Annotated in this window: 25 protein-coding genes; 5 read left to right on the forward strand and 20 right to left on the reverse strand. The window is 69.2% G+C overall.

All coding sequences use genetic code 11. The features are described 5' to 3' along the window. Nucleotides 1-9: 9 nt before the first annotated feature. Nucleotides 10-2,001, reverse strand: a complete 1,992-nt coding sequence (locus tag FM051_RS14300) for a protein meaA (RefSeq protein ID WP_158843392.1) — start codon at nt 1,999-2,001, stop codon at nt 10-12. Between the two features lie 217 nt (nt 2,002-2,218). Here FM051_RS14300 and FM051_RS14305 point away from each other — a divergent pair, with 217 nt between their 5' ends. Further along, on the forward strand, nt 2,219-2,527 hold the full coding sequence (locus tag FM051_RS14305; RefSeq protein WP_158843393.1) for a hypothetical protein: 309 nt from the start codon (nt 2,219-2,221) through the stop codon (nt 2,525-2,527). A 45-nt stretch (nt 2,528-2,572) separates the two neighbouring features. On the opposite strand, the gene FM051_RS14310 is transcribed toward FM051_RS14305, so the two are convergent. Both FM051_RS14310 and murA read right to left on the reverse strand, forming a co-directional pair. After that, nucleotides 2,573-2,980: a peptidoglycan-binding domain-containing protein gene (locus FM051_RS14310; RefSeq protein WP_202918821.1), complete on the reverse strand. Its 408-nt coding sequence runs from the start codon at nt 2,978-2,980 to the stop codon at nt 2,573-2,575. Nucleotides 2,981-3,236: 256 nt separating this feature from the next. Beyond that, on the reverse strand, nt 3,237-4,499 hold the full coding sequence (murA, locus tag FM051_RS14315) for a UDP-N-acetylglucosamine 1-carboxyvinyltransferase (protein ID WP_158843394.1): 1,263 nt from the start codon (nt 4,497-4,499) through the stop codon (nt 3,237-3,239). Between the two features lie 111 nt (nt 4,500-4,610). On the opposite strand from murA, the gene FM051_RS14320 reads away from it, so the two are divergent. Continuing rightward, a complete protein-coding gene (locus FM051_RS14320) occupies nt 4,611-5,183 on the forward strand; it encodes a cob(I)yrinic acid a,c-diamide adenosyltransferase (RefSeq protein ID WP_158843395.1) in 573 nt (190 codons plus the stop codon). Between the two features lie 51 nt (nt 5,184-5,234). Here the strand turns inward: FM051_RS14320 and FM051_RS14325 are convergent, their stop codons facing one another. Next, nucleotides 5,235-5,597 (reverse strand): winged helix-turn-helix transcriptional regulator, encoded by a 363-nt coding sequence (locus tag FM051_RS14325; protein ID WP_158843396.1) that lies wholly within the window; start codon nt 5,595-5,597, stop codon nt 5,235-5,237. On the opposite strand from FM051_RS14325, the gene FM051_RS53670 reads away from it, so the two are divergent. After that, nucleotides 5,596-5,814, forward strand: coding sequence for an imine reductase family protein (locus FM051_RS53670; protein WP_338019472.1), 219 nt, complete (start codon nt 5,596-5,598; stop codon nt 5,812-5,814). The two genes, FM051_RS14325 and FM051_RS53670, sit on opposite strands and share 2 nt — an antisense overlap. Before the next feature lie 19 nt (nt 5,815-5,833). On the opposite strand, the gene FM051_RS14335 is transcribed toward FM051_RS53670, so the two are convergent. Together FM051_RS14335 and FM051_RS14340 are read right to left on the reverse strand one after the other, a co-directional pair. Next, a complete protein-coding gene (locus FM051_RS14335) occupies nt 5,834-6,265 on the reverse strand; it encodes a DUF2550 domain-containing protein (protein ID WP_158843398.1) in 432 nt (143 codons plus the stop codon). 22 nt (nt 6,266-6,287) lie between these two features. Then, complete coding sequence (locus FM051_RS14340; RefSeq protein ID WP_158843399.1) at nt 6,288-6,653, reverse strand: F0F1 ATP synthase subunit epsilon; 366 nt, start codon at nt 6,651-6,653, stop codon at nt 6,288-6,290. A gap of 289 nt (nt 6,654-6,942) precedes the next feature. Between FM051_RS14340 and FM051_RS14345 the strand changes: the two genes are divergently transcribed. Continuing rightward, complete coding sequence (locus tag FM051_RS14345; RefSeq protein ID WP_238412372.1) at nt 6,943-7,689, forward strand: IclR family transcriptional regulator; 747 nt, start codon at nt 6,943-6,945, stop codon at nt 7,687-7,689. A 69-nt stretch (nt 7,690-7,758) separates the two neighbouring features. Here the strand turns inward: FM051_RS14345 and atpD are convergent, their stop codons facing one another. From atpD to FM051_RS14400, 11 genes are all read right to left on the reverse strand, one after another. Continuing rightward, nucleotides 7,759-9,186, reverse strand: a complete 1,428-nt coding sequence (atpD, locus tag FM051_RS14350; protein WP_158843400.1) for a F0F1 ATP synthase subunit beta — start codon at nt 9,184-9,186, stop codon at nt 7,759-7,761. Nucleotide 9,187: 1 nt separating this feature from the next. Continuing rightward, nucleotides 9,188-10,123 (reverse strand): F0F1 ATP synthase subunit gamma, encoded by a 936-nt coding sequence (locus FM051_RS14355; RefSeq protein ID WP_158843401.1) that lies wholly within the window; start codon nt 10,121-10,123, stop codon nt 9,188-9,190. 7 nt (nt 10,124-10,130) lie between these two features. Beyond that, nucleotides 10,131-11,777, reverse strand: a complete 1,647-nt coding sequence (gene atpA / locus FM051_RS14360) for a F0F1 ATP synthase subunit alpha (protein WP_158843402.1) — start codon at nt 11,775-11,777, stop codon at nt 10,131-10,133. 59 nt (nt 11,778-11,836) lie between these two features. Continuing rightward, complete coding sequence (locus FM051_RS14365; RefSeq protein ID WP_158843403.1) at nt 11,837-12,664, reverse strand: F0F1 ATP synthase subunit delta; 828 nt, start codon at nt 12,662-12,664, stop codon at nt 11,837-11,839. Nucleotides 12,665-12,674: 10 nt separating this feature from the next. Beyond that, nucleotides 12,675-13,223 carry a F0F1 ATP synthase subunit B gene (locus tag FM051_RS14370; protein WP_158843404.1) on the reverse strand — a complete coding sequence of 183 codons (549 nt, stop codon included), beginning with the start codon at nt 13,221-13,223 and terminating at the stop codon, nt 12,675-12,677. A gap of 31 nt (nt 13,224-13,254) precedes the next feature. Next, nucleotides 13,255-13,500 (reverse strand): ATP synthase subunit c family protein, encoded by a 246-nt coding sequence (locus tag FM051_RS14375; protein ID WP_158843405.1) that lies wholly within the window; start codon nt 13,498-13,500, stop codon nt 13,255-13,257. Between the two features lie 61 nt (nt 13,501-13,561). Next, complete coding sequence (gene atpB / locus FM051_RS14380; RefSeq protein ID WP_158843406.1) at nt 13,562-14,341, reverse strand: F0F1 ATP synthase subunit A; 780 nt, start codon at nt 14,339-14,341, stop codon at nt 13,562-13,564. A gap of 152 nt (nt 14,342-14,493) precedes the next feature. Then, nucleotides 14,494-14,952 (reverse strand): Cg1360 family ATP-synthase-associated protein, encoded by a 459-nt coding sequence (locus FM051_RS14385; RefSeq protein WP_158843407.1) that lies wholly within the window; start codon nt 14,950-14,952, stop codon nt 14,494-14,496. A 168-nt stretch (nt 14,953-15,120) separates the two neighbouring features. Continuing rightward, nucleotides 15,121-16,281 (reverse strand): glycosyltransferase family 4 protein, encoded by a 1,161-nt coding sequence (locus FM051_RS14390; protein WP_158843408.1) that lies wholly within the window; start codon nt 16,279-16,281, stop codon nt 15,121-15,123. Between the two features lie 98 nt (nt 16,282-16,379). After that, the gene (locus tag FM051_RS14395) at nt 16,380-17,030 is read right to left on the reverse strand and encodes an L-threonylcarbamoyladenylate synthase (protein WP_158843409.1); all 651 of its coding nucleotides are present in this window, start codon (nt 17,028-17,030) and stop codon (nt 16,380-16,382) included. Between the two features lie 43 nt (nt 17,031-17,073). Then, nucleotides 17,074-17,724 (reverse strand): hypothetical protein, encoded by a 651-nt coding sequence (locus tag FM051_RS14400; RefSeq protein WP_158843410.1) that lies wholly within the window; start codon nt 17,722-17,724, stop codon nt 17,074-17,076. A gap of 65 nt (nt 17,725-17,789) precedes the next feature. Here FM051_RS14400 and FM051_RS14405 point away from each other — a divergent pair, with 65 nt between their 5' ends. Then, on the forward strand, nt 17,790-18,464 hold the full coding sequence (locus FM051_RS14405) for a hypothetical protein (RefSeq protein ID WP_158843411.1): 675 nt from the start codon (nt 17,790-17,792) through the stop codon (nt 18,462-18,464). 7 nt (nt 18,465-18,471) lie between these two features. On the opposite strand, the gene prmC is transcribed toward FM051_RS14405, so the two are convergent. From prmC to FM051_RS14420, 3 genes are read right to left on the reverse strand one after another with little or no spacing between them, the layout of a single operon-like run. Then, a complete protein-coding gene (prmC, locus tag FM051_RS14410; RefSeq protein ID WP_158843412.1) occupies nt 18,472-19,341 on the reverse strand; it encodes a peptide chain release factor N(5)-glutamine methyltransferase in 870 nt (289 codons plus the stop codon). A gap of 20 nt (nt 19,342-19,361) precedes the next feature. After that, nucleotides 19,362-20,747: a dihydrolipoyl dehydrogenase gene (gene lpdA / locus FM051_RS14415; RefSeq protein WP_158843413.1), complete on the reverse strand. Its 1,386-nt coding sequence runs from the start codon at nt 20,745-20,747 to the stop codon at nt 19,362-19,364. Nucleotides 20,748-20,757: 10 nt separating this feature from the next. Continuing rightward, nucleotides 20,758-21,966, reverse strand: a complete 1,209-nt coding sequence (locus FM051_RS14420; protein ID WP_158843414.1) for an acyl-CoA thioesterase/bile acid-CoA:amino acid N-acyltransferase family protein — start codon at nt 21,964-21,966, stop codon at nt 20,758-20,760. Between the last annotated feature and the right edge of the window lie 14 nt (nt 21,967-21,980).

The raw sequence follows: 21,980 nt of genomic DNA on the forward strand, positions 1-21,980 counted from the left end.
TGACGTGGTCTAGAGCCCGTTGGCCTCGCGCACGACGGTCACGATCTCGTCCATGATCTGGGTCAGCTCGTAGTCCTTGGGCGTGAACACCCGCGCCACACCGCGGTCGCGGAGCTTGTCGGCGTCGTCGGGCGGGACGATCCCCCCGACGATCACCGGCACGTCACCGGCGCCGGCCGCACGCAGGCCGTCGACCACCGCGGGCACGACCTCCAGGTGCGAGCCGGACAGGATCGACAGGCCCACCACGTGCACGTCCTCCTGCACGGCGGCGGCCACGATCTGCGCGGGCGTGAGGCGGATCCCCTGGTACACGACCTCGAAGCCGACGTCGCGGGCCCGCACGGCGACCTGCTCGGCGCCGTTCGAGTGCCCGTCCAGACCGGGCTTGCCGACCAGGATCCGCAGCCGCTCGCCCAGTTCCTCGCCGGTCGCCCGCACGCGCTCCCGCACGCGACCGATCTCGCTGCCCGCCTCACCGGACGCCGAGGCGGCGGAAACACCGGTGGGGGCACGGTATTCGCCGAACGTCCCACGCAGCGCCGACGCCCACTCACCGGTCGTCACGCCCGCCTTCGCGCACGCGATCGTGGCCTCGACCAGGTTCTGGTCCGTCTTCGCCGCCGCCCGCAGGTCGTCCAAAGTGGACTTCACCAGAGCGTCGTCGCGCGAGGACTTCCACTCCCGGATCGCCTCGACCGCGTGCTGCTCCACGATCGGGTCGATCTGCAGGATCGCGTTCGCGCCCTCGGCCTGCAACGGCGACGGCTCGGTGGTGGCGAACTTGTTCACGCCCACCACGACGTCCTCACCGGACTCGACCCGCCGACGCCGTTCCGCCAACGACGACACCAGCGCCGACTTCATGTACCCGGCCTCGACGGCCGCGACCGCGCCGCCCATCGCCTGCACGCGGTCGATCTCGGCCCGCGCGCCCTCGACGATCTCGGCCACCTTCGCCTCGATGACGTGCGAGCCGTCGAAGATGTCCTGGTACTCCAACAGGTCCGTCTCGTAGGCCAGCACCTGCTGCATCCGCAGCGCCCACTGCTGGTCCCACGGCCGGGGCAGGCCCAGCGCCTCGTTCCACGCGGGCAGCTGGATCGCACGGGCACGCGCGTCGCGGGACAGCGTCACCGCCAGCATCTCCAGCACGATCCGCTGCACGTTGTTCTCCGGCTGGGCCTCGGTCAGCCCGAGCGAGTTGACCTGCACGCCGTAGCGGAACCGGCGGTGCTTGGGGTCCGCGATGCCGTACCGGTCGCGGGTGATCTCGTCCCACAGCTGGACGAACGCCCGCATCTTGCACATCTCCTCGACGAACCGCACGCCTGCGTTGACGAAGAAGGAGATGCGGGCGACCACCTCACCGCGCCGTTCCTCGGGCACCTGGCCGGAGTCGAACACCGAGTCGAGCACCGCGATCGCGGTGGACAGCGAGTACGCGATCTCCTGCACGGGCGTCGCGCCCGCCTCCTGCAGGTGGTACGAGCAGATGTTGATCGGGTTCCACTTCGGCACGTTGGACACGGTCCACGCGACCATGTCGGTGATCAGCCGCAGGCTGGGGCCGGGCGGGAACACGTAGGTGCCGCGGGACAGGTACTCCTTGATGATGTCGTTCTGCGTCGTGCCCGCGAGGGTGGCGCGGTCCGCGCCCTGCTCCTCGGCGACGCTCACGTACAGCGCGAGCAGCCACATGGCCGTCGCGTTGATGGTCATCGACGTGTTCGCCTCGGCCAGCGGGATCTGGTCGAACAGCTGCCTCATGTCGCCGATGTGGCTGATCGGCACGCCGACCTTGCCGACCTCGCCCTTGGCCAGCTCGTCGTCCGGGTCGTAGCCGGTCTGCGTCGGCAGGTCGAACGCCACGGACAGGCCCGTCTGGCCCTTGGCCAGGTTGCGGCGGTACAGCGCGTTGGAGGCGGTGGCGCTGGAGTGACCCGCGTACGTCCGCATCACCCACGGACGGTCGCGCTCTCGGTCGGCCGGGTACGGCACGGCAACCTCCTACGTGTTGTGTTGCCGCTGCTCCGCAGACGGCGGCTCGGTCGCCTGGGGAGTCGGTCGTTCGCACCTCGTTTCCGGCGATCGAAAGGCGTGATCGCCGGAAACGAGTCACGAACGACCGACGCGACCTCGCGTTGTTCCCCGTAGCGTACTGACGAGTAACACGGGTCGCGCGTGCCGTTGCTCACTGAATCGAGACTGGTGGAGCATGGAACGCGTGACCGTGCTCACGTCGTTCCTGCTGCTGGTGGTCGTGTTCGGGGTGCTCGGCGGAGTGCTGTTCTGGGCGTTCGGCAACGACCGCCGGGCCGTGCCCGACTACACCGGCGACGACTTCGGCCTGCTGACCGAAGTCGCCGCCGTGCCCACGCAGGCGGCGGCGGACGTGCTGGCCAAACGTTTGCGGAGCGCCCGGATCAGGGTCACCGTGGTGCGCCGCGGCGGGCTGCACCGGCTGATGGTGTTCCCCGCCGACGCGTCCGACGCCAAACTGCTGCTCCGAGGGGAGCCTTCCTGAAGAGGCGATCAGGAAGGCTCCCCCGGGTGTTCTCACATCGAATCGTCAGTAGCGGACACACACATATCGACTCGACGTCGCGAACCTCATGCGGTCCCGGGTGTTCGGACCGTAGATGCCGTCCGCGGCGGTGCCGATGGCGCTCTGCACGGCCTTCAACGCGGCCTCGGTGCGCGGCCCGAAACTGCCGTCCGTCGCGAGCTGGCCCACTTTCTCGTCCGAGTAGGGCGAGGCCAGGTTGAGACCCCCATAACACTGGCGCATGGTGGCCTGGAACCGGGACACGATCGTCGTGTTCGCCGCGTAATCGCGGCCGATCTGACAGGAAGGGCTGCCCTTGGTCGTCGGCACCATGATGTTCTGACCCGAGCGTTCGAAAGCTGTCATCGTGGTGCACGCGGCCAGGGTCGCCGCCGACGCCGGAGCGGCAAACCCGATCGCGACCGCCCCCATCGTCAGAGCAACCAGGCCGACTGCCCCCCGACGCAGCCTCGACCCTCCGAACAATCCCCTCATGTGTCTTCTCCCCCACTCGTCAGAACAGCGTGAACCAGCTTGCACAGGAGCCGCGCGATAACGCTGCGACTGTTCCTCACTTTAGGAAAGCCGCGACTCGGGCGGTGTCCGGTGAACGCCCTACAACGAAGCCCGCCCCCGCGTACGGGGACGGGCTTCATCGCGTGCTGTCACGCGTCGTCGAACCGACCGGTCAGGCGCTGACGCGGTCCACGGTCGCGCCGAGCTTGCGCAGGTTCTCCACGAAGCCCGGGTAGCCGCGCTCGATGTGGAAGATCTCGTACACCTCGGTCGCGCCGTCCGCGCACAGCCCGGCCAGCACCAGCCCGGCGCCCGCGCGGATGTCCGACGCCCACACCGGCGCGCTGGACAGCCGCTCCACACCGCGCACCACGGCGTGGTGACCGTCGGTGCGCGCGTCCGCACCCAGCCGCACCATCTCCTCGATGAACCGGAACCGCGCCTCGAACAGGTTCTCGGTGATCATCGACGTGCCCTCGGACACCGCCGACAGCGCGATCGCGAACGGCTGGTTGTCGGTGGCGAAACCGGGGTAGGGCAGCGTCACGAAGTCAACCGACTGCGGCCGGTCGCGCTGCACCACGCGGAAGCCGTCGCCGTCCTCGAACGTGGTCACCTCCGCGCCCGCCATCCGCAGCTTCTCCAGCACCAGGTCGAGGTGGTGCGGGTTCACCCCGCGCACGGTGATGTCACCGCGCGTCATCACCGCGGCGAACGCCCAGGTGGCGCCGACGATCCGGTCACCGATCACCCGGTGCTCGGTCGGCTGCAACGACTCGACGCCGTGCACGGTGAGCGTGGACGTGCCCGCGCCCTCGATCTTCGCGCCCATCTGCTGGAGCATCACGCAGATGTCCACGATCTCCGGCTCGCGGGCGGCGTTGTCGATGACCGTGGTGCCGTTGGCCAGCACCGCCGCCATCAGGATGTTCTCCGTCGCGCCCACGCTGGGGAAGTCGAGCCAGATCTGCGCGCCGTGCAGGCCCTCGGCCTCGGCGACCACGCAACCGTGCTCGATCTCGCTGTGCGCGCCGAGCTTGCGCAGGCCGTTCTGGTGCATGTCCAGCGGTCTGCTGCCGATCGCGTCACCGCCGGGGAGGGCGACCACCGCGCGCTTGCACCGGCCGACCAGGGGACCCAGGACGCAGACGGACGCGCGGAGCTTGCCCATCGCCTCGGAGTCGGCTCGGTGGTTGAGCTCCTTCGGCGTGGTGATGGTGACCACCCGGCCGTCGAGGGTCACTTCGCAGCCCAGGCTGCGCAGGACGTCCGCCATCAGCGGCACGTCCAGGATCTCCGGGCAGTTGGTGATGGTGGTGGTGCCCTCGGCCAGCAGTGCCGCCGCCATCAGCTTGAGCACGCTGTTCTTCGCGCCCACGACGTCGACCTCGCCGACGAGGCGCGCACCACCCTGAACCCGGAAGTGCTCACTCACGTAAAGAACTCCTTGCTCGTTGTGCCGCAATCCTACGTACGGACTCCGATCGTGGCCGTCCGTGGTGTTCGCCGCAGTGTCTGAAGTGCCGCAGTGTCTAAAGTGCTGTGCATGGCCGTGCACCTGACGAAGATCTACACCCGCGTCGGCGACGACGGGACAACCGGTCTCGGCGACTTCTCCCGGGTGCCGAAGACCTCGCCCAGGATCACCGCGTACGCGGATGTGGACGAGACCAACGCCGCGTTGGGCGTGGCCCTGGCGCTCGGCGCGCTCGAACCGGACGTCGCCGAGGTGGTGCGGCAGGTCCAGAACGACCTGTTCGACGTCGGAGCGGACCTGTGCACGCCCATCGTGCCCGACCCCAAGTACCCGCCGCTGCGGGTCACCCAGGCCTACGTGGACCGGCTGGAGTCGTGGTGCGACTCGTTCAACTCCCGGTTGGGCAAGCTGGAATCGTTCATCCTCAACGGTGGCACACCCGGCGCGGCCCTGCTGCACCAGGCCCGGACGATCGCACGGCGGGCCGAGCGCGCCACGTGGGCGTTGATCGAGGTCGAGGCGGACCAGACGAACGTGCTGACCGCGAAGTACCTGAACCGGCTGTCCGACCTGCTGTTCATCCTCGCCCGGGTGGCCAACCCGGACGGTGACGTGCTCTGGCAGCCCGGCGCCAACGCCTGACCACGCCTGACCACGCTTTGGCCGCGCCGGACAGCCGCCGGACAGCCGTGGTCAGGGCGCGGGGACGGGCACTTTCCCGGCGCCGATGCGCTCGATGCGCTCGGTGCCCCGCACGCCCAGTGCCGCCAGCGCGCGGTTGAGCGACACGCCGTGCTCGGTCAGCGAGTACTCGACCTTGGGCGGCACCTCCGGGAACACCTCGCGGTGCACGAGGCCCTCCTCCTCCATCTCCCGGAGCTGCTGGACCAGCATCTTCTCGCTCACGCCCGGCAGGCCGCGGCGGAGTTGGGCGAACCGCCGCACGCCGTACTCGTGCAGCTCCCAGAGGATCAGCGACTTCCACTTCCCGGACACCACGTCCATCGCCGCGTCGATGCCGCAGAAGTAAGGACCACGTCGCGCCGTCGTCGCCATCCGGCCTCCTCGATCCACGCTTACCAATGGTAAGTACTGCACCAATCAGTCCGTACTAGTCGCCGCCCTCCGGAACATGCTGGACGCCAGTGCCGCACAGGGCATCAGCACCGAGGTGGTCGACACGGTGCAGAACCTCGTCAAACGGCAGATCGACGCCGGTCACGGCAAGGAGGGCTTCGCCCCGCTCATCGAGAGCATCAAGCAGCCCGCCTGAGCCACGACACCCGAAAGCTTCAGGAGGCCCAGGGAATGGAACGGCCCGGAGGCGCTGACTCCAACCAGGACAGGAATCCTGTCAGCGCGTCCGGGCCCATCGCGATCTCGACCTCGCCCCTGTTGCCACGACAGCGGAGCACTACCGCGCCCATGGGCATCGCGTACGCCTCCGGTGCGGTCGGCTCGCGGCGGTCGTCGATCTCGAAGCCCTCGCGGGAGATGACCATGTCCGGGCCGGAGCGCAGGCTCAGCACGCGGAACCAGGTGAACTCGTCACCCCGGTAGTGCCCGACGCCCAGGTGCCAACCCCGACCGGAGTCATCGAGTCTCGACCTCAGCGCGACGTGCACACCGCCCGCGCGCAACAGCCGGACGCGGCGCCACGTGACATACGCGAGGATCACCACCGCGCCGAACAGGACCACCCCGACCAGTTCGGCGATCCCCACGGCGTTTGTCCGTTCGTCCGCGTCAGGCCGTGTGTCCCGCGGCGCGGAGCCGCGCGATGGCCCGTGCCCGCTGCACGTCGTCGGCGTGCTGGACGTCCGCGCGGGCCTGCTCGACGTCGATCTCGTGGGAGAGTTCCGCCGCCTCGGCGAGGATGCTCACGCCCTCACCGGTCACGGAGAGGAACCCACCGTGCACAGCCGCCGTCACGAGTTCGTTGTCGGTGGTCCGGATCCGGACCACGCCACCCTCGACCAACTGCCCGAGCACGGGCTCGTGGCCGGGCAGGATGCCGATCTCGCCCTCGAGCGTCTGCGCGACCACCGTGGTGGCCGTGCCGGACCACAGGCGGCGTTCCACGGCGACCAACTGGACGGTCATCTCGGCCACGCGCATCTCCCTCGTCGACTGGAGTCAACCGCAGTCTAAACGGTCACCGGAAGACCGTGCCGCACCAGCCACCCCCTGGCTATTCCTCCATGCGATACCACCCGGCCGGCGGGCGCCCCAACGGCGGTCACGGCGATCACCTCCAAGGCCTCTACCAAGGCAAACGCGGAAACCCTCACGGATGTGCCACAGCCGTTGTGAGCATCACCCCACCCGGTCGGCAGGTTGACAGGCGGGTCTTCGACCGGTTGCGACCGCCATCGTTTCCGGTCAGTGGAAGACTGGGCGCGTGACGACACCGAAGTCGCTGCTGGAGCGCGCGTTCTCACTGCTGTCCGTGTTCACCGTGGACCGCCCCGCGGTGACGCTGTCCGAGCTGAGCCGCCACTCCGGTCTGCCGCTGAGCACCACGCACCGGTTGGTGGCGTCCCTGGTGGAGCTGCGCGCCCTCGACCGGACGCCGGACGGGCGGTACTCCGTGGGCCTGAGGCTGCTGGAGCTGGGCGCGCTGTCACCGGGCAGCCTGGACCTGCGGGACCGCGCGTTGCCGTTCCTGGAGGACCTGTACGAGGTCACGCGGCACAACGTGCAGTTGGCCGTGCGGGACGGCACGGAGGTCGTGTACGTCGAGCGGATCTCGGCGCGTGACGCGGTGAACGTGGTGACGCGCGTCGGCAGCCGGATGCCGTTGCACTGCACGGGCGTCGGCCTGGTGCTGCTGGCCGCCGCGCCGGTCGCCGTGCAGGAATCGGTGTTGGCGGCGCCGTTGAAGCGGTACACGCCGAAGACGATCGTGTCGTCCGGCGAACTGCGCGAGGTGCTGGCCCGCGTGCGCCGGGACGGTTACGCCGTCAGCGACCGCCAGATCGAGATGATCACGTACTCGGTCGCCGCACCCGTGCGCGGCCAGAACGGTGACGTGGTGGCCGCCGTGTCCGCCGTGGTGCCGACGGGAACGCGCACGGACACCCTCGTGCCCGCCGTGCGGACGTGCGGGTTGGCGATCTCCCGCGCCCTCGGCTGGGGCGCCGGCTGAACAAGTCCCCGGACAAGCCGAAAGGGCCGTCCCCCAACGGGAACGGCCCTTCGGTGCGTGCGGGAGAGCTTACTTGCCCGCGAGCTTCTTGGCGTTGGCCTCGACGTCGTCCAGACCGCCGCAGGAGAAGAACGCCTGCTCCGGGAAGTGGTCGAACTCGCCCTTGCAGACGCGGTCGAACGCCTCGATCGTGTCCTTGATCGGCACGAAGGAACCCGGCTGGCCGGTGAACTTCTCGGCCACGATGAAGTTCTGGCCGAGGAAGCGCTCCAGGCGACGGGCGCGACCGACGAGGACCTTGTCCTCTTCGGACAGCTCGTCCATACCGAGGATCGCGATGATGTCCTGCAGTTCCTTGTACTTCTGCAGGATCCGCTTGACCTCCTGCGCCACCCGGTAGTGCTCCTCGCCGACGATCGACGGCTCGAGGATCCGGGACGAGGACGACAGCGGGTCCACCGCCGGGTAGATGCCCTTCTGGGAGATCGGACGGGAAAGCTCCGTCGTCGCGTCCAGGTGGGCGAACGTGGTGGCCGGCGCGGGGTCGGTGTAGTCGTCCGCGGGCACGTAGATGGCCTGCAGCGAGGTGATCGACTTACCGCGCGTCGAGGTGATGCGCTCCTGGAGCTCACCCATCTCGTCCGCCAGCGTCGGCTGGTAACCCACGGCGGAAGGCATGCGGCCCAGCAGGGTCGACACCTCCGAGCCCGCCTGGGTGAACCGGAAGATGTTGTCGATGAACAGCAGCACGTCCTGGCCCTGCACGTCGCGGAAGTACTCCGCCATCGTCAGCGCGGACAGCGCGACCCGCATACGCGTGCCGGGCGGCTCGTCCATCTGGCCGAACACCAGGGCGGTGTCGTTGAGAACGCCCATCTCCTCCATCTCGAGGAGGAGGTCGGTGCCCTCACGGGTGCGCTCGCCGACGCCGGCGAACACCGACGTGCCGGAGAACTCGCGGGCGATACGGGTGATCATCTCCTGGATGAGCACCGTCTTGCCCACGCCCGCGCCGCCGAACAGGCCGATCTTGCCGCCCTTGACGTACGGGGTCAGCAGGTCGATGACCTTGATGCCCGTTTCCAGGATCTCGGTCTTGCCCTCGAGCTGGTCGAACGACGGAGCCTTGCGGTGGATGCCCCACTGCTCGCCGTCACGGCCGAGGCCGGGCTTGTCCAGGCAGTCGCCCAGGGCGTTGAACACGTGCCCCTTGACGACGTCGCCGACGGGCACGCTGATGGCCTTGCCGGTGTCGACCACGGCCGCACCGCGGACCAGGCCGTCGGTCGGCTGCATCGAGATGGTGCGGACCAGGTTGTCACCCAGGTGCTGGGCGACCTCCAGGGTCAGGGTCTTGGCGACCGCCTCGTAGGTGATCTCCACGTGCAGGGCGTTGAACAGCTCCGGCACCGCGTCACGCGGGAACTCCACGTCGACGACGGCACCGATCACCCGGGCCACACGGCCGGTGCGGGTGGTGGTGGCAGTAGCACTCATGTCACTCATCACTTCCTGCGCCACCGGTAAGCGCGGAGGCGCCACCGACGATCTCGCTGATCTCCTGGGTGATCTGGGCCTGGCGCGCCTGGTTCGCCTGGCGGCTGAGGTTCCGGACCAGTTCGGTGGCGTTGTCCGTCGCCGCCTTCATCGCGGTCCGTCGCGCCGCCGACTCCGAGGCCGCCGCGTCCAGCAGTGCCGAGAAGAGCCTGGTCTTGACGTACTTGGGCAACAACGCGCCCAACAACGCCTCGGCGTTCGGTTCGAACGAGTACACCGACTGCAGCCGCTGCGGCTCCGGGTCGTATTCGACCTCCATCGGCGCGATCCGCTTGGCGACCGGCGTCTGGCTGAGCATGGACCGGAACTCGGTGTAGACCACGTGCAGCTCGTCCACGCCGAGGATGCCGTCCGGTCCGGGCTGGTCGCCCTCGTCGTCGCTGCCCGCGACGAACGCCTCGACCAGCGCGTCACCGGCCTCGACGGCGTTGACGTACTGCGGGAGCTGCGAGAACCCGGTCCACTCGCCCGCCATCGCGCGACGGCGGAACTTGTAGTAGCCCACGCCCTTGCGGCCGATGACGTAGAGCACGGGCTCCTTGCCCTCGGACCGCAGCAGCGTGAACAGCTCCTCGGCGGCCTTGAGCACGTTGGCGTTGTAGCCGCCGCACATGCCCTTGTCGCTGGTCACGACCAGCACACCGGCTCGCCTGGGTTCCTTGCGCTCGGTCAGCAACGGGTGGTCGAGGTTCGCGGACGCCGTTGCCAGCGCGGAGAGGACCGAGGTGATCTCCTCCGCGTAGGGGCGCGACGCCGCGACCCTCGTCTGCGCCTTGGCGAGACGAGACGTGGCGATGAGCTCGTACGCCTTGGTGATCTTCTTGGTCGAGTTGACCGTTCGGATCCGTTGGCGCAGCTCGCGAATCTGTGCTGCCATGCCTACGTCACTTCTTGGTCGGAGCGGGTCGGTTGACCTTCACCGACTCCTGTCCGACCTTGTCGGCGTCCATCGCGTCGGCCTGCGCCTCGTTGACCACCGGGGCGCCGTTCGATGCGGTGAACTGCTGCTTGAACGCGTTGACAGCGTCAACGATGCCCTGCTCGGCGTCCTTGGACAACTTCTTCGACTCACGGATGTCCGACAGGATCACGTCGTGGCCGCGCCGCACGTGGTCCAGGAACTCCGACTCGAAGCGGCGGACGTCGCCCACCGGGAGGTCGTCGTAGTGACCCCTGGTGCCGAGGAAGATCGAGACGACCTGCTCCTCGACCGGCACCGGCGAGTACTGGCCCTGCTTGAGCAGCTCGACCAGGCGCGCGCCGCGCTCCAGCTGGGCGCGCGAAGCGGCGTCCAGGTCGGAGGCGAAGGCGGAGAACGCCTCCAGCTCGCGGAACTGCGACAGGTCCAGCCGCAGCGAGCCCGCGACGTCCTTCATCGCCTTGATCTGCGCGGCGCCACCGACGCGGGACACCGAGATACCCACGTTGACGGCCGGGCGCACACCGGCGTTGAACAGGTCGGACTCGAGGAAGCACTGGCCGTCGGTGATCGAGATGACGTTGGTCGGGATGTACGCCGACACGTCGTTGGCCTTGGTCTCGATGATCGGCAGACCGGTCATCGAGCCGCCGCCCATCTCGTCGGACAGCTTCGCGCAGCGCTCCAGCAGGCGCGAGTGCAAGTAGAAGACGTCGCCCGGGTACGCCTCGCGGCCCGGCGGGCGGCGCAGCAGCAGCGAGATGGCGCGGTACGCCTCCGCCTGCTTGGTCAGGTCGTCGAAGATGATCAGGACGTGCTTGCCCTGGTACATCCAGTGCTGGCCGATGGCCGAGCCGGTGTACGGCGCGAGCCACTTGAAGCCGGCCGAGTCGGACGCGGGGGCGGCGACGATGGTGGTGTACTCCAGCGCGCCCGCCTCCTCCAGCGCGGTCTTGACGCCCGCGATGGTGGAGCCCTTCTGGCCGATGGCGACGTAGACGCAGCGGACCTGCTGCTTCGGGTCGCCCGACTCCCAGGCCTTCTTCTGGTTGATGATCGTGTCGATGCAGACCGCGGTCTTGCCGGTCTTGCGGTCGCCGATGATCAGCTGGCGCTGACCGCGACCGATCGGGGTCATCGAGTCGATGGCCTTGATGCCGGTCTGCATCGGCTCGTTCACCGGCTGGCGCTGCAGCACCGACGCGGCCTGGAGCTCCAGGGCGCGGTTGTCGTCGGCCACGATGTCGCCGAGGCCGTCGATCGGCTGGCCGAGCGGGTTCACCACGCGGCCCAGGAAGCCGTCGCCGACCGGCACGGAGAGCACCTGGCCGGTCCGCTTGACCTCCTGGCCTTCTTCGATCTTGTCGAAGTCACCCAGGATGACCGCGCCGATCTGGCGGACTTCCAGGTTCAGGGCCACGCCGAGCACGCCGCCGGGGAACTCCAGCAGCTCGTTGGTCATGGTGCCGGGCAGACCCTCGACGATGGCGATGCCGTCGTAGGTCTCCGCGACGACGCCGACCTCTTCCCGGCTGACTTCCGGGGAGTAGGTCGAGACGTACTTCTCGATCGCACTGCGGATCTCGTCCGACGAGATCGTCAGCTCCGCCATGTCGTTCCTGCTCTCACTTCGTTCTGGGAAAGGGGCTTGTGGGCCGCGGTTCCGGTCGGTCAGCCGGCGAGGTCGCGGCGCAGTGACGCCAGCCGACCGGCCACGCTTCCGTCGATGACTTCGTCGCCGATCTTGATCAGCAGGCCACCGCGCAGCGTGGGGTCGACCTCCACGTGCAGTGCGATCGGCCTGGAGTAGATCCGGGTCAGCGTGGCTTCGAGGCGGTCCTGCTGCGCCGCGTCCAACTCGACGGCGGAACGGACGTAGGCGACGGAACGTTCCCGACGCTTGGCCGCGAGCGACGCGAGGTCGCTCAGGCCGTTGACGACCCCCAGGCCGCGGGGTTCGCGGACGAGCTGGTCCACCAGGGTCTTGGTGGTCTCGTCGACCTTGCCCGCCACGAGGCCGTCGACCAGCGCGACCTTGCCGGCGGGCTCCGCCGTCGGGTCGGACAGCGCCAGCTCCAGGTCGTGGTTGCCCGCGATGATGCGGCCGAGCCGGAACAGCTCGTCCTCGACCGAGTCGAGGACGCCGTCCCGCTCCGCCCGCACCAGCAGCGTGGTACGGGCCAGCGACTCGACGCCGTCGACCAGCTCGCGCGGGCTGGACCAGCGGGCGGTGACGACCGTGGCCAGCACCTGCACGGTCACGTCGTCGACCTTGCCGTCGAGCAGACCGTGCAGCAGCTGTTCGCGGGCCTCCGCATCGGAGGAGTTGTCGGCCAGCGCCCGGCGCAGCGCGGGCTGCGCCGACAGCAGGCTCACGACCGCGAACAGCTCGTTGCCCAGCTTGCCCAGGGCCGCGCTGTCCTTCGTGCCGTCGACGACCTCCAGCAGCCGCAGTTCGGCGGCGGCCAGGGCCTCACGGCTGGCGGCGTGCAGCGTCATCGGCGTTCCCTCACTTGACGGCCGGAGCCGACGTGCCGTCGAGCTCGGAGAGGAAGCGGTCGACGGTGCCCCGGCGGCGCACCTCGTCCTCCAGCGACTCGCCGACGACCCGGTCCGCCAGGTCGATGGCCAGTCGGCCCAACTCGCCCCGCAGCTCCGCGACGATCTGCGCGCGCTGCGTCTCGAGCTGGGTCTGCCCCTGCGCGACGATCCGCGCGGACTCCTCCTGCGCCTTGGCGCGCAGCTCGCTGATGATCTGCTCACCCTCGATGCGGGCGTCGTCGCGGATGCGGGCCGCCTCGGCGCGTGCCTCGGCGAGCTGCGCCTTGTACTGCTCCAGCGCCTGCTGGGCCTGCGCCTGAGCCTGCTCGGCCTTCTCGATCCCGCCCTCGATCTTGGCGGCACGTTCCGCGTACAACGTCTCGAAGCGCGGCGACACGAACTTCTTGATGACGAAGAACAGCAGCAGGAACGCGATCAGGCCGAGGATGATCTCCGACGTGTGCGGAAGAACCGGGTTGATCGCCCCTTCTTCTGCAGCCAAGACGAGGGTATTCATCACAAACCTCTCCTAAATGCGATGAACGGGATCAGCCGGTGGCGAGGAAGTAGACGACGAAGCCGAGCAGCGCGAGCACCTCGACGATGGCGAACGTGGTCCAGGCCAGGCCCAGCAGCACGCCGCGGGCCTCGGGCTGACGGGCGGTGCCGCTGATGACCGAGGAGAAGATCAGACCCACGCCGATGCCGGGGCCGATGGCCGCGAGGCCGTAGCCGATGGCCGCCAGACCCGGGTTGAGGTCGAAGGCGTTCTGCGCAACAGTGATAGCGCTCACTTGTGCTGTTCCCTTTCACTTCGGTCCGCGGAACACCCGCGGATCGGAGGCTTGATATTTCTCAGTGCTCTTCAGCCAGCGCCGCGCCGATGTAGCTGGCTGACAGCAGAGCGAAAATGTAGGCCTGCAACACCATGATCAGCGCTTCGAGGAACGTCAATGCGATGGCGAAGAAGAAGGCGACGGGCGCCACCACCACGGTGACTCCGCCCGCGAACAGCAGGTACTCGCCCGAAAGGGTGAACACCAGCAGCAGCAGGTGCCCCGCGAACATGGCCGCGAAAACTCGGATCGCGAGCGTGAGCGGGTTCAGCACGAACTTCTGGAAGAACTCGATCGGGATCAGCAGCGGCAGCACGAACCACGGCGCACCGGGCGGCATCGTCTGGTTCTTCAGGTAGCCGACGAGGCCGTGTCGACGGATCCCGGCGAAGTGGTACACCGGGTAAACGACGAGCAACGACACGGCCAACGGGAAGCCGATGTGCGACATCGTGGGGAACTGCACGAACGGGATGAGCCCGAACAGGTTGTTCACCAGGATGAACGTGAAGATCGTGAGGACCAGCGGCACGTACGGCCGGAAGTCCTTGGCGCCGATCTGCTCTCGCGCGATCGAGTTGCGCCCGACGTCGTAGAGCGACTCCGCAGCGAACTGGAACTTGCTCGGGACGAGCTTCAGGTTGCGGGTCGCCGCGATGAAGAACACACCGATGATCAGGATCGAGAGCACCAGAAGCACCATGGGCTTGGTGACTTCGCCGAAGATCGGTGGCAGGAAGAAGTCCTTCACACCGGGTGCGACGAACTCATCACCCGCAGCCAGCACCATCGTGGTCACTGTGTTCCTTCCGGTTCTCCCGGCCGGCGTTCACTCCGCCGGGGGAATCGTCACGATCGGGACTTAACGTACCTTACGGACCGCAAGCGCCTGCGAGAGGCACCCCACCTACCTGGGTGTCCCGTCTTGCGCGCACCGTACCAGTCGGTAGATCAGGTGTTTCCAGGGGTCGGGACGACCATCTGACTGCGACTGCGCTTGGAGGCGCGCACCTCCATGAAGGTGGCCACGAGGATGGTCGACACCATCGTGATGGCGAGCGCGTTGTCGTTCAGCTCCGGGAACCTGCGCACCAGCAACATCACCGCGATCAGCAGCAGGAGCTTGCCGAGGAACCCGGCGAACGCGGCGACCATGATGACCTGCAGCGGCAACGCGGCGGTCTTGCGCATCACCACCAGCGTCAGGACCGACGACAAGCAGGCGAGCGCACCGCCGATGAGGGCGCTGACCAGGCCGGGGACACCGGCCAGCACGGTCCACAGAACCGCGCCGACGGCAACGGTCGCGAGCGCCGCCCACAGCGCGCCGCGGTACATCTCGCCGGCGAGTCGCTGCACGACGGCCTCGTGGGTCCACTCCGTCTTGGCCTGAGAACTGTCCTGGCTCATGTCACCCCTTCCCACTGGTCGATACCGAGTGTAAAGAGGTCTTGGTGGTCGCCCCACCATCGGGGCTGCAGAACGTCAGGTCGAGGTCGATCGCGGCGTCGCACGCCGCTTCGGGGCCGTCCGGTGTGTCGGTTCGGGATCGGCTCGAGGGACGGACGGCACCGCCCGTCAGGAGCGGCGCACTTCGCGAAGTCTGGGAATCGCGGAGACCAACAGTGCGAGAACAAGTCCGATGGCGAGGCACCAGACCACCACGACGACGTCGAACAACGTCAACGCGACCGCGCCGAACGCCAGCACACCCGCCCACAAGTAGATCAACAGCACCGCGCGGCGCTGGGAGTGGCCGATCTCCAGCAGCCGGTGGTGCAGGTGCATCTTGTCCGCGGAGAACGGGCTCTCGCCGCGCCGGGTGCGCCGCACCACGGCCATCAGCAGGTCGAGCAGCGGCACGAACAGCACGGCGGCCACCACGACCAGCGGCGAGAGCAGGCCGAGGACCTCGGTCGCGCGCACGGACTCGTAGTTGATCTTGCCGGAGGCGGAGATGGTGGCCGCGGCGAGCATCAGGCCGATCAGCATCGACCCGGAGTCGCCCATGAAGATGCGCGCCGGGTTGAAGTTGTGCGGCAGGAAGCCCAGGCACGCGCCGGCCAGCGTGGCGGCGATCAGCGCGGGCGGGTACGCGCCCACGTCACCGCCGTTGTTGGCCAGCAGGCCGATGGAGAACACGCAGGTGGCCGCGGCGGCGATGAGGCCGATGCCCGCCGCGAGGCCGTCCAGGCCGTCCACGAAGTTCATCGCGTTGACCATGGTCACGGCCAGCAGCACGCTCAGGATCGCGCCCTGGTTCTGGTCCAGCGACAGCAGCGACCCGGTGCTCCCGTCGCCGTCGCCCCACGGCACCCAGAAGTACAGCCACTGGAGACCGAACAGCACCAGGATGCCCGCCGCGGTGACCTGGCCGGCGAGTTTCGTCAGGGAGTCGAGCTCGAACCGGTCGTCCAGCACGCCGACCAGGACGATCACGCCGCCGCCCACGATCACCGCGTACGGGTCGTAGGAGAAGTCGAACGCCGACCGCAGCACCGGCAGCTGGTGCGCGAGCAGCATCCCGCCCAGCACCCCGCCGTACATGGCGAGCCCGCCCATCCGCGGCATGGGCTTGACGTGCACGTCGCGTTGGCGCGGGTAGGCGACCGCGCCGATCTTGAACGCCAGCGCGCGCACCAGGCCGACGAGCAGGAACGTCACGACCGCGGCGGTCAGCGCGACGAGCAGGTACTCCCGGACGGGGAGGACGTTGGACACGGCAGGCAACTGGCCCACGGCAGGCTAGCCCCTCGGCAATGGGGTGTCGGGTGGATCGACGTGATCATGTGGTTCGGTCGATGGGACCACCACGCTACTCCGATCGGGAAGATCCACTAGCGGGCGACCTCGACTTCGACGCCGAGCGCCTTGGACACCTCGGCGAGCGGCACCGCGCCTTCGCGCAGCACGACCGGGTCCGGGCCGGTCAGGTCGACGATGGTGGAGGCGGTGTTCTCCACGGCCGGACCACCGTCCAGGTACACGCCGACGTCCTCGCCGAGCTGGTCCCTGGCCTCCTGGGCGGTGCCGGCGGGCGGGAAGCCGGACTTGTTCGCACTGGACACGGCCATCGGGCCGACGTCGCGGAGCAGTTCGAGGGCGACCGGGTGCAGCGGCATGCGCAGCATCACCGTGCCGCGCGTGTGACCGAGGTCCCACGACAGCGACGGCGCGTGCGGCAGGACGAGGGACAGCCCGCCCGGCCAGAACGCCTCGATCAGCGCGCGTGCCTGCCTGGGGACGCTGAGGACCAGACCGTCGATGGTGGTCCACGAACCGACCAGCACCGGTACCGGCATGTCCGGGCCCCGGCCCTTGGCTTCCAGCAGGGAGCGGACGGCGGACGCTTCGAACGCGTCGCAGCCGATGCCGTAGACGGTGTCGGTGGGGAGGACCACGAGGCGCCCGGAGCGCACCGCGCCCGCGGCGGCGGCGAGGCCTGCCGCCCGATCAGCCTGGACGCTGCAATCGTAGACCGTGCTCACGTTGGTGATCCAAGCACAGCACGGCGGAGGGCAGCGGCGGAGGTCATGGACGGGGTCGGCGGAAGGCGGTGTCCGCGTCGACGGCCCACTGCGGTTTGCGGTGCGTCATCACGAAACCGAAGACGAGCGCGCCGCCCACGAGCACGCCGGCGGCGGTGACCACGGGGTTGTCGATCGCGCTGCCGACGAACGGCAGCACCAGGACCGCGAGGGCGACGACGGCCGCCGTCCACACGTCCGGTTCGACCCAGCGCCAGCGTTGCGCGCGGTCGAGGCGGTGCTGGAGGTCGACCGCGAACGCGATCAGCTCCGGGTCGGGGCTCAGCGCCAGGATCTCGTCGGCGAGGGCGCGGCACTCGGCCAGCTGGTGGCGGTCGGTGACGGCGAGCCCGCCGTCCGGGGTGATGCTGCGGACTTCGGCGGTTCGTGCGGCGAGAGCTGTGGCCAGGTGCGAGCGCAGGAGGTCGTTCGCCCTCGGGCTGCCGCCGTGGTCGAGTTCGCCGCGCACCACGGCGGCCGCGACGTGGCTCTCGTCGACGTGGCCTTCGCCCAGGGTTCTGGTCACGGCGGCGAGCGAGCGGGTGAGGCGGACGCGGTCGAGTTCGGCGAAACCGGCGAGGTCGATCGGGCGCGCGACGCGGTCGGCGAGCCAGGTGCGCAATGCGCTCCACTCGTTCGGCCCATTGACAGGCATTGCCGGTTCTCCGTTTTACTCGCCGGAGCGTTGACGTCCAGATTATCCCGATGGTGAGGCGTCCGGTGAATGCGAAAAACCAGATCGGCGCCCTTCCCCTCGCGTTGTCCTTCGCCGCCGTGTACGTCGCCGTGGCGGCCACGGCGGGCTATCTGACGTTGGACACCCAGCCGCCCGAGCCGACCGCCGCCGCTGCGGCGACGACACCGGCGCTCCCGGTAATCACCACCACGACGACCACGGCCGCGGAGTCCACGACGTCGACCACTCCGGTCACCACGACCACCACCACGGCGAACCTGCCCCCGGACCTCAAACGGGTAGAAGCGCCGAACGGCCTCGTCACCGCGATCCCCGTGCAGTGGCCGGTCACCACCGGCACGGTCGACACCACCCTCGTGGCCGCCGATCCGACGTCTCCACGCCGCGAGGTGAGGTTGGGCGGAGCACCGGTCACCGACTCCTCGAAACCGCTGCTGGACCGCATCACCGAGGCCGCCGCGCAGCGCGAACGTGAACCCGGCCACCGCCGGGTGACGCTCTCCGCGACCACGATCCGGAGCCACCCGGCGGTCAGCTGGGAATTCGACGAAAGCGCGACCTCCGGCCCGAAACGAGTGGCCACCGCGTTCTGGGAGTCGAACGGCGTCGAATACGTCCTCTACTCCGCAGGCCCACCCGAGGAGTGGGAGACGACCCGCGCACGGCTGGCCCGGATGATCGAACTGGCCGGCCCTTGACAGCGGGTCAGACGCGGCGGGCGGTGGCGTAGCGGGGGCGGCCGGCCAGGTCGGGGTGGTCGGCGGCGTCGGTGAGGACGCGGCGGGCGGCGAGCAGGGCGGGCACCGACTCGCCCTGGGTGTCGTCGTGCTCGATCGCCACGTGGCCGCCGGGCTTGAGCAGGCGGGCGGCCAGGGCGACGACGTGCCGGATCACGTCGAGGCCGTCCGGTCCGCCGAAGACGGCCTGGCGCGGGTCGTGGTCGGCGACTTCGGGCTGGACCTCGGTCGCGTCCGGCACGTACGGCGGGTTGCACAGGACCAGGTCCACCTCGCCGTCCAGATCGGACAGGACGTCCGGCGCGGTCACGTCGCCCGCGTGGAGCGTGATCGGGGTGTCGCCGGCGGCGCTGCGGGCCTCGGCGTTGCGGCGCGCCCAGGCCAGCGCGGCGTGGTCGCGCTCGAGCGCGTGCACGGACGCGCGGGGCAGCCGGTGCGCCACGGCGAGGGCGAGCGCGCCGGAGCCCGTGCACAGGTCCACGACGACCGGAGCGGACCCCGCCGACGCGGCCACTGTGGACAGTCCCCATTCGAGCATCAGCTCGGTCTCCGGGCGCGGGACGAACACGCCCGGACCGACCTCCAGGTCCACGCCGCCCAGGTGCGACCGGCCGGTGATGTGCTGCAACGGGATGCGCTTCGCGCGCTGCACCACGACCTTGTGCAGCGCGTCCACCACCGGCGGGTCGACCAACGGGATCAGGGGCAGCCGCGACCGCTCGACGCCGAGCACGTGGGCGGCCAGCAGCTCGGCGTCCACCCGCGGACTGTCCACACCCGCCGCGGCCAGCATGCGTTCCGCTTCGATGATGGCCAGCCGCAGCGGGTGTCGGGTCATACCGGAAAGGGTAGGCCAGATCAGAAGTTGATCATGTGTCCGGCCAGGCCGTGCACCGCTTCCTTGACCGCCTCGCCCAACGTCGGGTGCGCGTGCACGTTGCGCGCCACCTCGTGCACGGTCAGGTCCCACTGCTGCGCCAGCGTCAGCTCGGGCAGCAGCTCGGTCACGTCCGGTCCGATCAGGTGACCGCCGAGCAGCTCGCCGTACTTGGCGTCGCTGATCAGCTTCACGAACCCGGCCGAGTCGCCGATGCCGTGCGCCTTCCCGTTCGCGGTGAACGGGAACTTCGCCACCCGGACGTCGAAGCCCTTCTCCCGGGCCTGCGCCTCGGTCCACCCGAACGACGCGATCTGCGGCTGGCAGTAGGTGGCGCGCGGGATCATCACGTAGTCCAGCTCCATGGTCTCCGCGCCCGCGATGGTCTCCGCGGCGATGACGCCCATGGACTCGGCGGCGTGCGCCAGCATCAGCTTCGCCGTCACGTCACCGATGGCGAAGATGTTGTCCACGTTCGTGCGGCACCGGCCGTCGATGGCGATCGCACCGCGCTCGGTGAGCTGCACACCGGTGTTCTCCAGGCCGTAGCCCTCGACCCGGGGCTGGAAGCCGATGGCCTGCAGGACCTTGTCGGCCTCCAGGACCTCCTGCTTGCCGTCCTTCGACACGGTCACGCGCACGCGGGAGCCGGAGTCGTCGATCGACTCGACCCTGGTGGACGTGCGCACGTCGATGCCCAGCCGCTTGTACCGCTTGGCCAGCTCGGTCGAGACCTCGACGTCCTCCAGCGGCACCACGCGGTCCAGGAACTCGACGATGGTGACCTTCACGCCGTAGTTGTGCAGCACGTACGCGAACTCGACGCCGATGGCGCCCGCACCCGCGATGATGACGCTCTCGGGCAGGTCCTGCGACATGATCTGCTCTTCGTACGTCACCACCCGGTCGGACAGCTTCGTCCCCGGCAGGAGGCGGGTCGTCGCACCGGCCGCGATGATCGCGTGCGAGAACGTGACGGTCTCGTCACCCACCTGGATGGTGTTCGCGTCGACGAACGTCCCCCGACCGTTGTACTCGGTGATGCCGTTCTTCTTCATCAGGAAGTGCACGCCCTTGACGCGCCCGTCCGCGACCTTGCGGCTGCGCTCGTACGCGACGCCGTAGTCGAACTTGACCGTGCCTTCGACCTGGATGCCGTAGGTCTTCTGCTCGTGTGTGAACAGGTGGGCGAGCTCCGCGTTGCGCAGGAGCGCCTTCGACGGGATGCAGCCCACGTTCAGGCAGACCCCGCCCCAGTAACGCTCCTCGATGACCGCCGTCTTCAGCCCCAGCTGGGCCGAGCGGATCGCGGCGACGTACCCGCCTGGCCCCGCACCGAGGACCACGACGTCAAAGTGTGCGCTCATAAGCGACACATTAGGTGCCCAGTTGGTCCGACAAGAACTCAACCGTGCGACGCCACGCGTCGGCCCGCGCGGCGGCGGTGGCGGCGGGCGTGCCGCCCACGGAGAACCGCACGCCGGGACCGGGAATGACGACATCCGTGGTCGGCCGGTGCGGCGGGCCCGCGATCAGGTGTCCTGCCTCGGGGTACACCACGTGCTCGTGCCGGTGCGGGTGCCCGTGCTCGGCCAACCGGCGCGCGGCGACCTCGCTCAGCTCCAGGCACGGCCACGACTCGTCCTGCCCGGATGAGAGGAGCAACACACCCCCGGCGATCCGCTCGACCGGGATCTCGGTGTCCTCCGGGATGCCGTCGGTGAGGTCGAACGCCAGCCGCAGCGGCACCGGCTCGCCGTTCACGACGCGCCGGCGCAGCTCGTCCGGGATCGAGTACGGCAGGTACGGCAGCGGCCTGCCCTTGAACGTCCACGACGCGGCCTCGTGGTCCAGCTTCGTCAGCAACCGGGAGCCGGGCCCGACGCACTGCGTCACCACACCACTGCCGACCACGCTCACCACGGCCCTGACCTGCGGGAACGTCGCACCGGCCAACAGCGCCAGCTCCCCGCCGCGCGAACCACCGATGACGCCGACCTCGCCCGCGCGCTCCTTGAGGAAGTCGATGCCCCGGCCGATGTTCTCCAACGGGATCTCGACCAGGTCGTCCGGCGTGCCCGGCACACCGAAGTGGGCGAGCGTCAACGCGGCGAACCCGTGGCCCGCGAGCAGCGCGGCGTCCAGCTCGTGCAGGCCGCCCTCGGACCCGCTCAGCACCACCACGCCGGGGTGGGTTTCGTCGTCGTCCGGCTCGAACAGCACGCCGACCAGGCCGTTCTCGGCGACTTCGGTCCGCCGCACGCCCACGGGCACGGTGCGGCGGTCCAGCTCGACCCGGCCGACGCCGACCGCCTCGACGATCGTGCACGGAAGCGGGTCGTCGGGCGTCGGCGTCATCGACCAGAACAGCCCCATCGGGTCAACACCCGCGTACGAGCCCTCGATCGGGGCGTGCCGCGTCACGTCCACCACGCCGCGCTCGTCCGCCAGGAACACCGCCGACGACGCATGGTCACCGGTGGTCGCACGCAACGTCACGGGCTGATCCGGCCGCAGGCCTCTCAGCACGATCTCCACCGCCGTGTCGAGCGGGGCGCTCTGCGGGTTCACCAGGAGTTCCGCCATCGCGCGCCCCTCTC

The sequence above is a fragment of the Saccharothrix deserti genome (assembly GCF_009769385.1).
GTDB classification, from domain to species: domain Bacteria; phylum Actinomycetota; class Actinomycetes; order Mycobacteriales; family Pseudonocardiaceae; genus Actinosynnema; species Actinosynnema deserti.

Coding starts and splice junctions, on each gene's coding strand:
- FM051_RS14305 (WP_158843393.1), top strand. CDS start 2,219: ATGGAACGCGTGACCGTGCTCACGTCGTTCCTGCTGCTGGTGGTCGTG.
- FM051_RS14310 (WP_202918821.1), bottom strand. CDS start 2,980: ATGGGGGCGGTCGCGATCGGGTTTGCCGCTCCGGCGTCGGCGGCGACC.
- FM051_RS14320 (WP_158843395.1), top strand. CDS start 4,611: ATGGCCGTGCACCTGACGAAGATCTACACCCGCGTCGGCGACGACGGG.
- FM051_RS14325 (WP_158843396.1), bottom strand. CDS start 5,597: ATGGCGACGACGGCGCGACGTGGTCCTTACTTCTGCGGCATCGACGCG.
- atpD (WP_158843400.1), bottom strand. CDS start 9,186: ATGAGTGCTACTGCCACCACCACCCGCACCGGCCGTGTGGCCCGGGTG.
- FM051_RS14355 (WP_158843401.1), bottom strand. CDS start 10,123: ATGGCAGCACAGATTCGCGAGCTGCGCCAACGGATCCGAACGGTCAAC.
- atpA (WP_158843402.1), bottom strand. CDS start 11,777: ATGGCGGAGCTGACGATCTCGTCGGACGAGATCCGCAGTGCGATCGAG.
- FM051_RS14365 (WP_158843403.1), bottom strand. CDS start 12,664: ATGACGCTGCACGCCGCCAGCCGTGAGGCCCTGGCCGCCGCCGAACTG.
- FM051_RS14370 (WP_158843404.1), bottom strand. CDS start 13,223: ATGAATACCCTCGTCTTGGCTGCAGAAGAAGGGGCGATCAACCCGGTT.
- FM051_RS14385 (WP_158843407.1), bottom strand. CDS start 14,952: ATGAGCCAGGACAGTTCTCAGGCCAAGACGGAGTGGACCCACGAGGCC.
- FM051_RS14400 (WP_158843410.1), bottom strand. CDS start 17,724: ATGCCTGTCAATGGGCCGAACGAGTGGAGCGCATTGCGCACCTGGCTC.
- prmC (WP_158843412.1), bottom strand. CDS start 19,341: ATGACCCGACACCCGCTGCGGCTGGCCATCATCGAAGCGGAACGCATG.
- lpdA (WP_158843413.1), bottom strand. CDS start 20,747: ATGAGCGCACACTTTGACGTCGTGGTCCTCGGTGCGGGGCCAGGCGGG.
- FM051_RS14420 (WP_158843414.1), bottom strand. CDS start 21,966: ATGGCGGAACTCCTGGTGAACCCGCAGAGCGCCCCGCTCGACACGGCG.